The organism is Methylobacterium indicum (assembly GCF_017347565.1).
Taxonomy (GTDB): Bacteria; Pseudomonadota; Alphaproteobacteria; order Rhizobiales; family Beijerinckiaceae; genus Methylobacterium; species Methylobacterium indicum.
Genome location: NZ_AP024145.1, coordinates 5,800,816 through 5,815,395, shown reverse-complemented (window position 1 = coordinate 5,815,395; position 14,580 = coordinate 5,800,816). Strand labels below are relative to the sequence as shown.

At 70.6% G+C, this 14,580-nt stretch carries 14 protein-coding genes; 10 read left to right on the top strand and 4 right to left on the bottom strand.

Features of this window, described 5'->3' with window-relative positions; genetic code table 11:
• The first annotated feature begins 32 nt into the window (after window positions 1–32).
• Together miv_RS27015 and miv_RS27010 are read left to right on the top strand one after the other, a co-directional pair.
• Entirely contained in the window at window positions 33–1,709 is a 1,677-nt protein-coding gene (locus miv_RS27015; protein WP_207179959.1) for a hybrid sensor histidine kinase/response regulator, read from the top strand.
• A gap of 100 nt (window positions 1,710–1,809) precedes the next feature.
• Complete coding sequence (locus miv_RS27010; RefSeq protein ID WP_207179957.1) at window positions 1,810–2,802, top strand: OmpA family protein; 993 nt, start codon at window positions 1,810–1,812, stop codon at window positions 2,800–2,802.
• Between the two features lie 16 nt (window positions 2,803–2,818).
• Here miv_RS27010 and miv_RS27005 read toward each other — a convergent pair whose 3' ends face one another.
• Window positions 2,819–3,796, bottom strand: a complete 978-nt coding sequence (locus tag miv_RS27005; RefSeq protein WP_082171823.1) for a LysR family transcriptional regulator — start codon at window positions 3,794–3,796, stop codon at window positions 2,819–2,821.
• Between the two features lie 125 nt (window positions 3,797–3,921).
• On the opposite strand from miv_RS27005, the gene miv_RS27000 reads away from it, so the two are divergent.
• The 8 genes from miv_RS27000 to miv_RS26965 all read left to right on the top strand — a co-directional run bounded on the left by miv_RS27000 (window position 3,922) and on the right by miv_RS26965 (window position 10,716).
• Window positions 3,922–4,767: a transporter substrate-binding domain-containing protein gene (locus miv_RS27000; protein WP_207179956.1), complete on the top strand. Its 846-nt coding sequence runs from the start codon at window positions 3,922–3,924 to the stop codon at window positions 4,765–4,767.
• A gap of 29 nt (window positions 4,768–4,796) precedes the next feature.
• On the top strand, window positions 4,797–5,462 hold the full coding sequence (locus miv_RS26995) for an amino acid ABC transporter permease (RefSeq protein ID WP_244748725.1): 666 nt from the start codon (window positions 4,797–4,799) through the stop codon (window positions 5,460–5,462).
• On the top strand, window positions 5,459–6,112 hold the full coding sequence (locus miv_RS26990) for an amino acid ABC transporter permease (RefSeq protein ID WP_244748724.1): 654 nt from the start codon (window positions 5,459–5,461) through the stop codon (window positions 6,110–6,112). Before miv_RS26995 ends, miv_RS26990 begins: the two co-directional genes overlap by 4 nt.
• Entirely contained in the window at window positions 6,109–6,909 is an 801-nt protein-coding gene (locus miv_RS26985) for an amino acid ABC transporter ATP-binding protein (RefSeq protein WP_207179953.1), read from the top strand. Before miv_RS26990 ends, miv_RS26985 begins: the two co-directional genes overlap by 4 nt.
• A gap of 183 nt (window positions 6,910–7,092) precedes the next feature.
• The gene (gene speB, locus miv_RS26980) at window positions 7,093–8,040 is read left to right on the top strand and encodes an agmatinase (protein WP_048429362.1); all 948 of its coding nucleotides are present in this window, start codon (window positions 7,093–7,095) and stop codon (window positions 8,038–8,040) included.
• Window positions 8,041–8,231: 191 nt separating this feature from the next.
• Complete coding sequence (gene garD, locus miv_RS26975) at window positions 8,232–9,842, top strand: galactarate dehydratase (protein ID WP_207179952.1); 1,611 nt, start codon at window positions 8,232–8,234, stop codon at window positions 9,840–9,842.
• Window positions 9,843–10,065: 223 nt separating this feature from the next.
• Window positions 10,066–10,275 carry a type II toxin-antitoxin system HicA family toxin gene (locus miv_RS26970; RefSeq protein WP_207179951.1) on the top strand — a complete coding sequence of 70 codons (210 nt, stop codon included), beginning with the start codon at window positions 10,066–10,068 and terminating at the stop codon, window positions 10,273–10,275.
• Between the two features lie 36 nt (window positions 10,276–10,311).
• On the top strand, window positions 10,312–10,716 hold the full coding sequence (locus tag miv_RS26965) for a type II toxin-antitoxin system HicB family antitoxin (protein ID WP_207179950.1): 405 nt from the start codon (window positions 10,312–10,314) through the stop codon (window positions 10,714–10,716).
• 33 nt (window positions 10,717–10,749) lie between these two features.
• Here the strand turns inward: miv_RS26965 and miv_RS26960 are convergent, their stop codons facing one another.
• From miv_RS26960 to miv_RS26950, 3 genes are all read right to left on the bottom strand, one after another.
• On the bottom strand, window positions 10,750–11,643 hold the full coding sequence (locus tag miv_RS26960; protein WP_207179949.1) for a hydroxymethylglutaryl-CoA lyase: 894 nt from the start codon (window positions 11,641–11,643) through the stop codon (window positions 10,750–10,752).
• Window positions 11,640–12,860 (bottom strand): ABC transporter substrate-binding protein, encoded by a 1,221-nt coding sequence (locus miv_RS26955; protein ID WP_207179948.1) that lies wholly within the window; start codon window positions 12,858–12,860, stop codon window positions 11,640–11,642. The genes miv_RS26960 and miv_RS26955 overlap by 4 nt, the downstream gene beginning before the upstream one ends.
• Before the next feature lie 262 nt (window positions 12,861–13,122).
• Window positions 13,123–14,406, bottom strand: a complete 1,284-nt coding sequence (locus tag miv_RS26950) for a hydroxymethylglutaryl-CoA reductase, degradative (RefSeq protein ID WP_207179947.1) — start codon at window positions 14,404–14,406, stop codon at window positions 13,123–13,125.
• Window positions 14,407–14,580: the final 174 nt, after the last annotated feature.

The following is a 14,580-nucleotide window of genomic DNA, read 5'->3' as shown; positions in this document are numbered from 1 at the left end:
GGTGCCCACGCCCGGCGCCGCGCGAGCGGGCGATGACGGGGCTCGGACGCGAGCCGGGCGAGAAGGCCGGCAACGAGAAGGCGCAGACCCTCACGCGCCTCGTCATCATCGGCTGCATGTGCCTCTACGTGCTGCCGCAGGCGCTCGCCGGGATCGGACCGCCGGACCTGCGGATCGTCGCCGCCCTGGTCTCGGCGCACTGGCTCGTGACGCTCGTGCTCTATGTCTGGATCTCGCGGCATCCGAGCGACAGCGTCGCGCGGCGCAGCCTGGCTTTCGCCCTCGACATCGCCGGGATCACCTACACGATGGCGATCGGCGGGGCGCCGTTCCTGCCGCTCTACGCCATCGTGCTCAGGATGATCGTCGGCAACGGGCTGCGCTACGGCGCGACCTCGCTCAAGGTCTCGACGCTCGCCGCCCTCGCCTCCATCGCCGTCACGACCGCCTTCAGCGACTACTGGCGCGACAACCCCTTCCTGGTCCTGACGCTCGTCCTGACCACGCTGCTCGTGCCGACCTACATCTACGGCCTGCTCGAGCGCCTGCGCGAGGCCTATGCCCGCGAGCAGGAGGCGAGCCTGTCGAAGTCGCGCTTCCTCGCCCAGGCGAGCCACGACCTGCGCCAGCCGATCCACGCCATCAGCCTGTTCACCGCCTGCCTGCGCGACGGGCGGCTCGGGCCCGACGAGGTGCGGATGGTCGACAACATCGACCGCTCGCTCCAGAGCGTGTCGCGGCTGTTCAAGTCGCTCCTCGACATCTCGACCCTCGACAGCGGCAAGGTCCGGCCCCGGTTCGAGCCGGTGGCGATCGCCGAGATCATCGAGGACGTGCGCCGGCAGAACTCGGAGGCCGCCCAGCTCGCCGGCACCGCGCTCCGCAGCCGGCCCTGCCGGGTCGTCGTGCATACCGACCGGGCCCTGTTCACGACGATGCTGCAGAACATCGTCAACAATGCCATCAAGTACGCGCCGGGCCGGCCGATCCTGATCGCCTGCCGGCGGCGGCGCGGCGGCCGCCTCGACGTCCAGGTCCTCGACCGCGGCCCCGGCATCCCGGACGAGCACCAGGCCCGGATCTTCGACGAGTTCTACCAGGTCCGCCAGCGCGGCGACCGCGACCTCGAAGGGGTCGGCCTCGGCCTGCCGATCGTGCGCCGCCTCGGCGAGATCCTCGACGTCGAGGTCGCGCTCCGCTCGGTCCCGGGGCGCGGCACCGGCGTCACCCTCGGCAACCTTCCGATCGTGCGCGCGCCGGTCCTCGACGGCGAGTGGCGCGGGCTCGACCCGCCGGCGGCGATCCGCGGCCTCCGGGTGCTGCTGATCGAGGACGACGAGGCGGTGCTGAGCGCCACCGCGAGCCTGCTGCGGAAGTGGGGATGCGAGGTCCAGGCCGAATCCGGGATCCCGGACGCGATCGCCGCCCCGGACCTCCTCGTCACCGATTTCGATCTCGGCAACGGCGTGACCGGGGCCGAATGCATCGCGGCGGTGCGCCGGCTCGCCGGGCGCGACGTGCCGACCGTCGTGATCAGCGGCCACGACGAGGCGCGGGTGCGCGAGGAGCTCGGCACCGCCGACATGCCGATCCTGGCAAAGCCGGTCCGGCCGGCGGAGCTGCGCTCCGTCGTCGTCGCCAAGAGCATGGTCGCCCGGAGCATGGTCGCCCGGCGGTCCGCGCCCCGGACGGACCCCCGGCCGGCCTGACGCTCGCGGACGCGCTCGTCATCCGGTCTGCGACCCATCGCGATGCGGCAACCCGGCTTCACCCCCTCCCCTCTCGCCCTCACCCTGAAGGAGTGCGGCCTTGCCTCTGCGCCGAACCGGATGTGCGATTCTCCTCCTCGCCGCCCTCGCGGGACCGGCCCGCGCCGCCGAGGCGCCGACGAAGGACGTCAAGGGCGCCAGGGACAGCCCGATCGTCTCGCGCTTTTCCGGTGCGGTGATCATCGGCTACCGGCAGCAGGACTACGCGGCGCTGACCCTGCCGCTCGGGCCCTACGATGGCGCCCAAAAGAGCCGGTTCTCCCGCAGCCTGACGGCGGAGGGCCGCGTGACGAGCATCGCCTACGCCATTCCGCAGGGAAAATCCGCGCTCGAGGTCTACCGCACCTACGAGCGCACCCTGACCGCCGCGGGCTTCCGGATCACCTATGCCTGCGGCGTCGACACCTGCGGCGGCTACAACTTCGCCGCCGCGCTCGCCGATCCGGTCAACAACGCGATGGGAGGGGATCTGTTCGGCCTGCGGATCGATCTCCTCGACGCGACCAACGGCGACGTGCGGTCCCTGACGGCCCGCCTCGACCGGCCCGAGGGCAGCGTCGACGTCTCCGTGCTGGTGAGCCAGGACGGCAGCCACCAGCCCGGCGTGCTGCTGCAGGTCGTCGAGGGCCGGCCGATGCAGACCGGCCAGGTCGTCGTCGACGCCAAGGCGATGGGCGAGGGGCTGGCGAGCGCCGGCCACGTCGCCCTCGACGGCATCCAGTTCGAGACCGACAGCGCCACCCTGAAGCCGGAATCCGACGCGACGCTGGCCCAGATGGCCGCCTTCCTGACGCGGGACCCCAAGCGCCAGGTCTTCATCGTCGGCCATACCGACAATGCGGGCACGCTCGATCGCAACCTCGCGCTGTCGCAGGCCCGCGCCGCCGCCGTGGCGACGGCCCTGACGACCCGGTTCGGCATCGCCGCCGCCCGGCTCCAGGCCAGGGGCCTCGGCCCCTACGCGCCGGTCGCCGGCAATGCCACCGAGGCCGGACGGGCGAGGAACCGCCGGGTCGAGCTGGTCGAGCGGTAGGCGCGGGGCGCGGCCGTCATCGCCGCGCGGGGCCGGCCGAGACGCGCCCCTCGCGATCCGGATCGGCGTGGGCCGCCTCGTCGGCCAGGCTGCGCAGATGGGCGCGTTCGCTGGCAAGGCCGATCAGCTCGGTCATGAAGAGGTCTCGCAGCGCGGTCGGCCGGTCGGCGGCGCGGGCCGCGATGAAGAACGGTGACGCGATCGATGCCGTGTCGGCCATGATCGGGCGCATCTCGCCGCGGCCGACCCACAGCTTGGCGTAATGATCGGGCAGATAGCCGATATAGCGGCCGCTCATGATGAACAGAGCCTGCGCTTCCATGTTCGACACCTTGATGCCGGCGACGGCATTCGGGAAATGGTGAAGCTCGCGGCTGTTGGCATAGGGTCGAACGACGAAGGCGTGCTTCTCGATGTCCTCGGTCGTTGCCTCCGGTCGATGGTAGAGCGGATGGCTGGCCGCGCAGTAGAGCGAGTGTCGTTCGTCACGCAGCGGCGAAAATTTCAGTCCGCGGTAGTTCTGCGTTTCCGGCAGGATCGCGATATCGATGCCGCCATTGCCGAGAGCGGCCAGCAGCGCCTCCGGGGCATCGATGGAGAGAGTCAGGACGGCGTCCGGCGCCTTGCGCCCGAACACCGCGATGAGCCGGTGGATGGGAAGATCCGGGTCGGTGATCGTGTTGTCGACCAGGCCGAGACGGAGGGTGCCGGTGATGCGCCGCTTCAACCCCCCGACCCGGCTCTCGAAGGTATCGAGGGCGAGGAAGAGCAGGTTGGACTGCTCGTAGACGATCGCGCCGCGGTCGGTCAGCTCGAAGCCGCCACGCCCCCGGCGGCACAGCGCGAGCCCGAGCCGCTCCTCGAGGGCCTTGATGTGGAAGCTGACGGCGGACTGGCTCAACCCCAGCGCCACCTGCGCGCCCAGGAAGCCACGATGCTCGACGACGGCCCGGAACACGGCGAGCGAGCGGAGATCGGTGCTGGCGACCTGCATGACGGCCCGCTTACATCAGTTTCATGAATTTGAATATCGAAAGGATCCTATTTTTTCGATGTGAGCGGTGTGGTCCTCTGCGGTACCGCGCGGCTCGGCGGCCCGCAGACCGGAAGGATGACACGATGCCGACACGCCCCTTCGCGGCCTCCGCTCTCGCGGTACTCCTCCTGGCGTCGTCGGGATCCCGGACGCGGGCCGAGGATCTGCTGTCCCGGGTCGAGGCCAAGAAGGTGCTGACCGTCGGCACCGAGGCGCGCTTCCCGCCCTTCGAGTTCGTGCAGGACGGCAAGATCGTCGGCTACTCGGCCGACATCATGGCCGAGATCATGAAGGCGCTGCCCGGCGTCGCCCTGGACCGGCTCGATCTTCCGTTCCAGGGCATCCTGCCGGGCTTGGCGGCCAAGCGCTTCGACTACGTCGTCACCTCCGTGACGGTGACCAGGGAGCGGTACGACGCCTATCGCCTCTCCCTGCCGATCGCCGATGCCACGATGGCGGTCCTGAAGCGCAAGGGCGACGCCACGCTGGCCAAGCCCGAGGACATCGCCGGCAAGGTCGTGGGGTCCCAGACCGGTTCGGCGCAGTACGCGGCGCTCGAGCGCTTGGCGGGCACGCTCGCCGCCGAGAAGAAGCCCGTGCGCGGCCTCAAGTCCTACGTCGATTTCGGCGACGCCTATGCCGACCTCGCCGCCGGCCGGATCCAGGCGGTCGTCAATTCCCTGCCCAACCTGCTCGAAGCCGCGCGCCAGCGCCCGGACGTCTTCGAGGTCGTCCTGCCGACCTTCGGCCCGAAGACCTATTTCGCCTGGGCCGGCCGCAAGGACCCGGACAGCGAGCGGTTCGAGGCCCTCGTCGATGCCGAGCTCGCCAAGCTGAATCGCTCCGGCAAGCTCGCCGAACTCCAGCGCAAATGGTTCGGCGCCGCCATGGATCTCCCCGCCGACGCGCTGCCCGTTCCCGAGAAGTAGGGCGCGACGGTCCAAGCGGAGGGTCGCCGGTGGCGGACGGGTTCCTTTCCATCCTGACGGCGCTTCTCGACGGCGCCCGGACGACGCTGCTGCTGACCGCAGCGGCCTTCCTCATCGGCGCTCCGCTCGGCCTCCTGGTCGCGTTCGGCCTGGTCTCGACCGCGCGGATCCCGCGCTGGAGCGCCGCCCTCTACCGCAGCGTCTGGCGCGGCACCCCGATCCTCGTCCAGCTCCTCCTGATCTTCTACCTGCTGCCGACCGTCGGGGTGGTGATCCCGTCGAGCGTGGCGGCGGTCCTGGCGCTCGGCCTCAACACCGCGGCGTTCCAGGCCGAGATCTACCGGGCCGGGCTCCTGGCCGTCCCGGCAGGCCAGATCGAGGCCGCCACGATGCTGGGCTTCTCGCGCGCCGCGGTTCGCCGTCACATCGTCGTGCCCCACGCCGTGCGGGCCGTGCTGCCGCCGCTCACGAGCGAGGCCATCCTGCTCCTGAAGAATTCCTCGCTCGTCTCGATCGTCGCGGTCACGGACCTCACGCGCCGGGCCCAGCAGGTCGCCGCGTCGAACTTCCGTCCGCTGGAGACCTATGCCGCGGCGCTGACGATCTACGTCGCCCTGAGCATCGGCCTGGCCTGCCTCGGCCTCTGGCTCGAACGGCGGCTCCGCCCGGCGAGCCGCACGGGGAGGCAGCCATGATCGACATCCTGATCCGGTACGGCGCCGTTCTCGCCGACGCCGCGATGGTCAGCATCGGGGTCACCGCGAGCGCGACCGCGATCGGCACCGGTCTCGGCCTGGCGCTGGCGCTGATGCTCCGCTGTCGGTTCGCAGTACTCGCCCTGGCGGCCCGCGCCTATGTCGAGCTGATGCGCGGCTCTCCCGTGTTGATCCTGCTCTTCCTCATCTACTACGGCGGCCCGTCCTTCGGCGTCGTGCTCGATGCGATTCCGGCCGGGATCCTGGGTCTCGGGCTCTACGCCGCGGCCTATTTCGCGGAGATCTTCCGCGCCGGCCTCGCCAGCGTGGAGCCCGGACAAATCGAGGCCGCCCGCCTGCTCGGGCTGCCCTCCCTGTCGATCCTCCGCCGCATCGAGCTGCCGCAGATCGCCGCCTTCATCCTGCCTCCGTCGATCAACCAGGCGATCATCGTGCTCAAGGACTCGGCCGTGCTCTCGATCATCACGGTGCCCGAACTCACCAAGGCGGTCACGTTGATCAGCAACGAGACCTTCGCGGTCGTCGCGCCCTACCTGTGCGTCGGCCTGATCTACTGGACGCTCGTCGAGATCGTCGCGCAGGGCGGGCGCATCGCCGAGCGACGGCTCGCCGCGAGGATCTCACGATGACCGGGCCGTCTCCCTCCCCGTCGGGCATCGCCGCGGTATCGCTGCGCGGCGTGGTCAAGCGCTTCGGCGACCGGACCGTCCTGAACGGCATCAGCCTCGACATCGCGCCGTCCGAGGTCGTCTGCATCATCGGGCCCTCGGGCTCGGGCAAGAGCTCCCTGTTGCGCGCGATGGCCTTCCTCGACCCCCACGACGAGGGCGACATCGCGATCCTCGGCCGGCCCCTCGGCTACCGGGACACCCCCTTGCGCCGCGAACGCGCGAGCGAGGCGGAGCTCGCCGCGGTGCGGGCGCCCCTGGGGATGGTCTTCCAGCATTTCCATCTCTGGCCGCACATGACGGCGCTCGCCAACGTCACCGAGGCGCTCCGGGTCGTGAAGCGGATGCGGCGGCCCGACGCCGACGCCCTCGGGCGCGAGATGCTCGCCAAGGTCGGCCTGGCGACCCATGCCGATCATCGGCCCGACCAGCTCTCCGGCGGCCAGAAGCAGCGCGTCGCCATCGCCCGCGCGCTCGCCCTATCGCCCAAGATCATGCTGTTCGACGAACCCACCTCCGCACTCGATCCGGAGCTCGTCGGCGAGGTTCTGTCCGTCATGCGCGCGCTGGCCGCCGAGGGCATGACGATGGTGATCGTGACGCACGAGATGGGGTTCGCGGCCCATGTCGCGCACCGGGTCGTCTTCATGGACCATGGCGACATCGTCGAGCAGGGCGATCCGCACACTCTGTTTCAGATGCCCAGGAGCCCGAGGCTCGCCCAGTTCCTCGATACCTGGCGCGAGCGCGCGATCTAAACAGATTTCGCAAAAACGGTCATCGGTTTTGCGACAACAATCTGCGACGCAACTAAGCAGGCTTTCGTCAGCTTGCCAACGCAAGTCTGCTTCGGACAGCAGCCGGTCCCGCCGCCATCGGACACCGATCTCGATCTTCGATTTCCCCGAATCGTCGAAACTTGCTCTTTGGAGAGTCCGTTCATGACCCATGCTTACGAGACCGGCCGCCTGGACCTTCCGTTCGTCGGCATCGCCACCTTCGGCAAGAACCCGTACCAGCCCGACTGGACCCGGATCGAGGCGGACGTGGCCTTCCTGGGCGCGCCGTTCGATTTCGGCACGCAGTGGCGGGCCGGCGCCCGGTTCGGGCCCAGGTCCGTCCGGGAGGCCTCCACCCTGTTCTCGTTCGGGCATGCGGGCGCCTACGACCACGAGGACGACGTCACCTACCTCGACGGCGTGCGGATCGTGGATCTCGGCGACGCGGACATCGTGCACACCGATACCGAGCGCAGCCACGCCAACATCGAGGCCGGCGTCCGGGCGATCCTGGCGGCGGGTGCCCTGCCGGTCGTCGTCGGCGGCGATCACTCGATCAACATTCCCTGCATCCGCGCCTTCTCGGACCAGGCGCCCGTGCATCTGGTGCAGATCGACGCCCACCTCGATTTCGTCGACGAGCGCCACGGCGTGCGCCACGGCCACGGCTCGCCGATGCGCCGCGCCGCCGAGCAGCCCCATGTCACCGGCCTGACCCAGCTCGGAATCCGCAACGTGTCGTCGACGGCGCGGGACGGCTACGAGGCCGCCCGGGCGATGGGGTCGGACATCCTGTCGGTCCGTCAGGTGCGCCGACTCGGCACCGAGGCCGTGCTCGCCCGCATCCCGGCCGGGGCGCGCTACTATCTCTCGATCGACATCGACGGGTTCGACCCGTCGATCGCGCCCGGCACCGGCACGCCGAGCCACGGCGGATTCCAGTATTACGAGGTCCTGGAACTGATCGACGGGCTCGCCCGGCGGGGATCCATCGTCGGTATCGACCTCGTCGAGGTCGCCCCGGATTACGACCATACCGGCACGACGGCGATCCTCGCGGCGCAGATCCTGCTGAACGCGATCGGGCGGATCATGCACCACCGGGATTGAGCGGGACGGGACCGTCCCGGTCCGATGGCCATGCGCGGCATACTCGCCGCCCACGCCCCGGCAGGACGCCCCGCGCTCCTGTCGGAGGCGCGAGATTCCGCCCCCAAACGGTGTTTTCGCCGTATGCTCCGACGAACCGGTATGCTGGTCGTCGAACGAGGCTCCAGCGGATTCACCCTGGGGGGACGGCCATGCGCGCGGGTTCCGATTCGACACAGGTGCACGCGTCGGCGTCGCCCATCCCCGCGGGCCCCGAGGCCGCCGCGGCGATACGGGGCGACGCGCCCCGCACCATCCGCCTGCACGAGACCGACAACGTCGCGATCGTCGTCAACGCCTTCGGGCTGCCGGCCGGAACCGTGTTTCCCGACGGGCTGACGCTGACCGAGTTCGTGCCCCAGGGTCACAAGGTGGCGCTCACCGACATCCCGGCCGGCGGGCTCGTGCGGCGCTACGGCGAGGTCGTCGGCATCGCGCTGCGCGACATCGCCCGGGGTTCCTGGGTCGAGGAATCCTGCGTCGAGACTCCGACCGCCCCGGCGCTGGACGCCCTCGAGAAGGCGACGCGGGTCCCCGCGCCGCTGCCGCCGCTCGACGGCTACACCTTCGAGGGCTTCCGCAATCCGGACGGTAGCGTCGGCACCAAGAACATCCTGGCGATCTCGACCAGCGTCCAATGCGTCGCCGGCACCCTCGAGGTCGCGATCCGGCGCATCCGCAGCGAGCTGCTGCCGCGGTTTCCCAACGTCGACGACGTGATCGGCCTCACCCACGCCTATGGCTGCGGCGTGGCGATCAACGCCCCCGAGGCGGTGATTCCGATCCGCACCCTGCAGAGCCTCGCCCAGAACCCGAATTTCGGCGGCGAGGTGATGGTGGTCGGCCTCGGCTGCGAGAAGCTCGTCTCCGAGCGCCTGGTGCCGGCGGGGGCTGCGGCCGAGGGCAGCGTGGTGCGGCTCCAGGACGAGCGGCACGAGGGCTTCGGCAGCATGATCGACAGCATCCTGGCGATGGCGGAGGACCGCCTCGCGGTGCTGAACGCGCGCCGCCGCGAGACCTGCCCGGCCTCGGACCTGGTGGTGGGCCTGCAATGCGGGGGCAGCGACGCCTTCTCGGGGGTGACCGCCAACCCGGCGCTGGGATTTGCCGCCGACCTCCTGGTCCGCTGCGGCGCGACCGTGCTGTTCTCCGAGGTGACGGAGGTCCGCGACGCGATCCACCTCCTCACCCCGCGGGCGGCGACCCCGGAGGTCGCCGATGCGCTGATCCGCGAGATGGCCTGGTACGACGACTACCTCGCGAAGGGCGGTGCCGACCGCCGCGCCAACCCCTCCCCCGGCAACAAGAAGGGCGGGCTCAACAACATCGTCGAGAAGGCCCTCGGCTCGGTGGCGAAGTCCGGCACCAGCGCCATCGCGGGGGTGCTCGCCCCCGGCGAGCGGGTGCGCGAGACGGGCCTGATCTTCGCCGCGACGCCGGCGAGCGACTTCGTCTGCGGCACCCTGCAGCTCGCCTCCGGCATCACCCTGCAGGTCTTCTCGACCGGCCGCGGCACGCCCTACGGCCTCGTCCAGGCCCCGGTGATCAAGGTGGCGACCCGCACGGAGCTGAGCCGGCGCTGGTCGGACCTGATCGACCTCGATGCCGGCCGCATCGCCACCGGCGAGTCGACCATCGCCGAGATGGGCTGGGAGCTCTTCCACCTCATCCTCGACGTGGCGAGCGGGCGCACGCAGCCCTGGTCGGACCGCTGGGGCCTCTACAACGACCTGACGCTGTTCAACCCGGCGCCGATCACCTGAGCGGCGGACGCGGATCGCGTCGCTTCGGGTCCGGGCGGCGTGCAAACCCTTACCCGCCCGGTCGTAGGACGGACCAGGGCACAGCGGCGCAGGAAAAACCGCTCGCGATCCCGCATTACACACACTTGCGCAAGTTCGTTTGGTGTGTATCAATGCGCAACATCTTGAGAGGGCCGCGTGAGACACCGCCGGGTACGCGGATCGAAGGCGGAACGGTTGCGCGATGGCTCCTAAACAGAGAAGCCGCAAAACCCGTGACGTGCTCGCGATGCTCGTGAAGGACGGATGGTTCGTCGCCCGCAAGGGTCCCGGTGATCACGTCCAGTACAAGCACCCGACCAAGCCCGGAAAGGTTACGGTCGATGGCGGGGCGTCCGAGATCCCGACCGGGACGCTTCATAACATCTACCGGCAAGCGGGATGGGAGTGGTGACGCTCTTCCCCTCTCGCGCAGGACAAGGAGGTCCCGATGGTCCGCATCGTCATGCTGGTTCACGAAGAAGAGGGAGTCTTCGGCGCCTCATTCCCGGATTTTCCAGGTGCAACGACCGTCGCCGACGATCTCGACACGCTCTATCGCAAGGCGGCCGAGATGCTCGCCTTCCACGTCAACGGCATGGCCGAGGACGGAGACGCCATTCCGGCCCTGCGCACCCTGAGCGAGTTGCAGCAGGATCCGGTGTTCCGGGACGACAGCGAGGGCGCCATGATCGGTCTCGTCGACGTCGATCTGCCCGGCAAGGCGGTGCGGGTGAACGTCTCCATCGAGGAGAGCCTCCTCAAGCGGATCGACCACGCCGCCGCCGCCGCCGGCGAGAGCCGGTCGAGCTTCCTCGCCCGGGCGGCCCGGGCTCGCCTATCGACAGCCGCCTGAGGGGCATACCTCATTTTGACGGGGCAGCGCGAACTAACCCGGGAACGCGCTCACGTCCGCCCCGCCCCGCACCCAGGCGAGCGCCCCGGTGATGAACGCGCCGGCCTCCGCGAGGCGCGCCGGATCGACCCCGGTCGCGAGGCCCGCCGCCTCGAGCATCGCCGCCACCGCCTCGGTGGCGACGTTGCCGGGGGCGCCGGGGGCGTAGGGGCAGCCGCCGAGCCCCGCCACCGCGGCGTCGATGACCCCGACCCCGAGATCGAGGCAGGCCCGGATGTTGTCGAGCGCCCGGCCTCGCGTGTCGTGGCAATGCAGGGCGATCCGCTCCACCGGGACCACCGCCGCCACCGCGGCGATGCAGGCCCGGGCCTGATCGGGCGTGCCGACGCCGATCGTGTCGCCGAGGGAGACCTCGTGGCAGCCGAGCGCGACGAGGCGGCGGGCCACCTCCGCCACGGCCTGCGGCGTCACCGTGCCCTCGTAGGGGCAGCCGAGCACGCAGGAGACGTAGCCCCGCAGCGGGATCGCGGCGGCGCGGGCGGCCCCGGCCACGGGCGCGAACCGATCGAGGCTCTCGGCGATCGAGCAGTTGATGTTGGCCCGCGAGAACGCCTCGGAGGCGGACGCGAAGATCGCGACCTCGCCGGCCCCGGCCGCCCGCGCGGCCTCGAAGCCGCGGAGGTTGGGCACCAGCACGCTGTAGCGCCCGCCCGGGTTCGGCGGCAGCCGGGCCATGACGGCGGGCGTGTCGGCCATCTGCGGCACCCAGGCCGGCGAGACGAAGCTGCCGACCTCGATCGAGGTGAGCCCGGCGGCGAGCAGCCGCTCGATCAGCCCGACCTTCACGTCGGTCGGGACGGCGACGGGCTCGTTCTGGAGCCCGTCCCGGGGGCCGACCTCGACGATCCGGACGCGCCGGGCCGTCACGGGGCCTTCACCAGCGGGCAGCGGCCGTCGGCGAGCGGCCGGAACGCCTCGGCGGCGGGAATGGTCTGGACGAGCTTGTAATAGTCGAACGGCCCCTTCGACTCGGCCGGGGTCTTGACCTGGAAGAGGTACATCGGGTGGACGTGGCGGCCGTCCGGGCGCACCGTCCCCTCGCCGAACAGCGGGTCGTTGGTCGGCTCCGCCTTCATCCGGGCGACGACGCTGCGCCCGTCGGTGCTGCCGGCCTTGGCGGCCGCGCGCAGGTAGGCGAGCGTCCCGGCATAGACGCCGGCCTGGTTGGCGGTGGGCCGGCGGCCCTTCATCTGGGCGGCGAAGCGGTCGGCGAAGGCGCGGGTGCCGGGATTGGCGTCCCAGTAGAACCCTTCCGTCAGGTAGAGGCCCTGGGCGTCCTTGAGCCCGATCGCGTGGACGTCGGAGAGCTGCATCAGCAGCGCCGCCAGGTCCTGCCCGCCGCCGGTGATGCCGAACTCCGCCGCCTGCTTGACCGAGTTGACCGTGTCGCCGACCGCGTTGGCGAGGGCGATCACCTGGGCGCGGCTTCCCTGCGCCTGGAGCAGGAACGAGGAGAAGTCCGCCGCCGCCGTCGGGTGGCGCACGGTGCCGACCACCGTGCCGCCCTCCTGCTTCACCACGCGTGCGGCATCGGCCTCGAGCGCGTGGCCGAAGGCGTAGTCGGCGGTGAGGAAGAACCACTTCGTCTTGCCGGCGCGAACGAGCGCGAGCGCCGTGCCGTGGGCGAGCGCCCAGGTGTCGTAGGTCCAGTGCACGGTGTTGGCCGAGCATTTCGGGCCGGTGAGGTCCGAGGTGCCGGGGCCGGAGGCGATGAAGGCGGCCTTCGAATCCCGCACCACCTCCTGCACGGCGAGCGCGACCGAGGAGAACGGCACGTCGAGGATCGCGTCGACCTGCCCCTCGGCGATCCAGCGCCGGGCGGTGGCCGAGCCGATATCGGGCTTGTTCTGGTGGTCGGACTGGATCACCTCGACCTTGATCGCCGGCTGCTCCTTGCGAAAGTCCTCGACCGCCAGGCGGGCCGCGACGACCGAGCCCTCGCCGGTCGAATCGGCGGCGAATCCGCTGAGGTCCGTGAGCACGCCGAGCTTCACGGTCGACACCTCGGCGCGCGCGGTGCCGGCGGCGAGGAGCAGGGCGGCGCCGGCGAGCAGGCGGGTGGCGAGGTGGGTGAGTTTCGGCATGGTGGTCCTCCCGTTTCGGTATTGATCAGCCGTTGGATCGGCGGCGTTTCTGCATATTTTCGCAGCGTTGACGGGTGCAGCTTGATCCAACTCGAGCCCTCATCCTGAGGTGCTGCCGCGCGCGGCAGCCTCGAAGGAGGGCTCCAGTGATCTCGGAGACTTCTGGAGCCATCCTTCGAGGTCAGTCGATCTTCAATCGACTGACACCTCAGGATGAGGTCGCGGGTGGGATGAGATTGCAGGAGACGGATTCGGAGGGCTCCTACCCCCGGCGCATCTCGCCCAGCACCTCCTGCGCCACGTCGAGGCGCACCAGGCGCCGCTCGACCAGCACGCGGGCCACCGCCTCGATCTCCTCGCCGAGCGCGCCTGCCATCATGGCGATGTTCTGGGCGTGGAGCGCCATGTGGCCCTTCTGGATGCCCGTGGTGGCGAGCGCCTTGAGGGCGGAGAAGTTCTGCGCCAGGCCCACCGCGGCGATGATCCGGGCCAGGCGCTCGGCGGTCGTCGCCCCGAGGATCTTCAGGCAGGCCTGCGCGGTCGGGTGGAGCTTCGTCGCCCCGCCGACGAGGCCCACCGCCAGCGGCAGCTCGATCGAGGCGCTGAGGTCGCCCGACGCCGTGATCTCGTAGCGGGTCAGGCTGGTGTAGCGGCCCGAGCGGGCGGCGTAGGCGTGCGCCCCGGCCTCGATCGCCCGGGTGTCGTTGCCGGTGGCGAGCACCACGGCGTCGATGCCGTTCATGATGCCCTTGTTGTGGGTCGCGGCGCGGTAGGGGTCGGCCTCGGCGAGGTGGTAGGCGCTGACGATGCCGTCGCGCACCTCCGGCCCGCCGATCGCGTCGGTACGCCAGACCGCGTGCGCCCGGGCGAGGCGCCGGTCGGCGAGGTTCGAGAGGATGCGCAGGTAGACCCGGCCGCCGCTCCAGCCGGCGATGTGGGGGGCCACCGCCTCCGCCATGGTGTTGACGGCGTTCGCCCCCATGGCGTCGCGGGTGTCGACGATGAGGTGGGTCACCACCATCGGGCCGCCCAACGTGTCGAGCACCCGCACCTCGACGTCGCGCAGCCCCCCGCCGAGGCGCACCAGCACGGGATCGCAGGCGTCGCACAGGGCGCGCAGGGCCTCGCGCTGCTCCAGGATGCGCAGGCGGGCCGCGTACGGGTCGCTCACCCCGACGACCTGCACCTGCGCGATCATCAGGTTGCCGGAGACCGAGGTGGTGAAGCCGTCCTCGTAGACCTGGCGCGCGGCGTTGCAGACCGCGGCCACCACCGAGGATTCCTCGGTCGCCATCGGGATCAGCACGTCCTCGCCGTCGATCTTCATGTTGGTGGCGATGCCGACGGGGACGTTCATCGTGCCGACGACGTTCTCGATCAGCCGGTCGGCGAGGTCGGGGGCGAGGTTGCCGAACTCGGCGAGATGGGCGACCTCCGGCTCGGAGAGGTCGGCGAAGGCGGCCACGAGGTCGAGGCGCTCGCGGGGGCTCTTGGTGTGGAAGCCGGCGATGCGCGAGGTGCGGTTCGCCCGGGACGTGGTCTGCATGGAAGCCTGCTGCCGATGATCGCCGAGGGCGGTCCGCGCGGGCCGGAGCGGGGGCGGCCGCCGTCGCGGCCCGTTCAGCGCGTTCTTCCCCGTCCGGGCCGTTAGATCCTGCCCGTTGCCCGCACCGTACCCAGCCGTGCCCAGCCGGCAAGGAACGCTTTGCGCCTTATCCGG

Coding starts and splice junctions, on each gene's coding strand:
- miv_RS27015 (WP_207179959.1), top strand. CDS start 33: ATGACGGGGCTCGGACGCGAGCCGGGCGAGAAGGCCGGCAACGAGAAG.
- miv_RS27005 (WP_082171823.1), bottom strand. CDS start 3,796: ATGCAGGTCGCCAGCACCGATCTCCGCTCGCTCGCCGTGTTCCGGGCC.
- miv_RS27000 (WP_207179956.1), top strand. CDS start 3,922: ATGCCGACACGCCCCTTCGCGGCCTCCGCTCTCGCGGTACTCCTCCTG.
- miv_RS26990 (WP_244748724.1), top strand. CDS start 5,459: ATGATCGACATCCTGATCCGGTACGGCGCCGTTCTCGCCGACGCCGCG.
- miv_RS26985 (WP_207179953.1), top strand. CDS start 6,109: ATGACCGGGCCGTCTCCCTCCCCGTCGGGCATCGCCGCGGTATCGCTG.
- speB (WP_048429362.1), top strand. CDS start 7,093: ATGACCCATGCTTACGAGACCGGCCGCCTGGACCTTCCGTTCGTCGGC.
- garD (WP_207179952.1), top strand. CDS start 8,232: ATGCGCGCGGGTTCCGATTCGACACAGGTGCACGCGTCGGCGTCGCCC.
- miv_RS26970 (WP_207179951.1), top strand. CDS start 10,066: ATGGCTCCTAAACAGAGAAGCCGCAAAACCCGTGACGTGCTCGCGATG.
- miv_RS26965 (WP_207179950.1), top strand. CDS start 10,312: ATGGTCCGCATCGTCATGCTGGTTCACGAAGAAGAGGGAGTCTTCGGC.
- miv_RS26955 (WP_207179948.1), bottom strand. CDS start 12,860: ATGCCGAAACTCACCCACCTCGCCACCCGCCTGCTCGCCGGCGCCGCC.
- miv_RS26950 (WP_207179947.1), bottom strand. CDS start 14,406: ATGCAGACCACGTCCCGGGCGAACCGCACCTCGCGCATCGCCGGCTTC.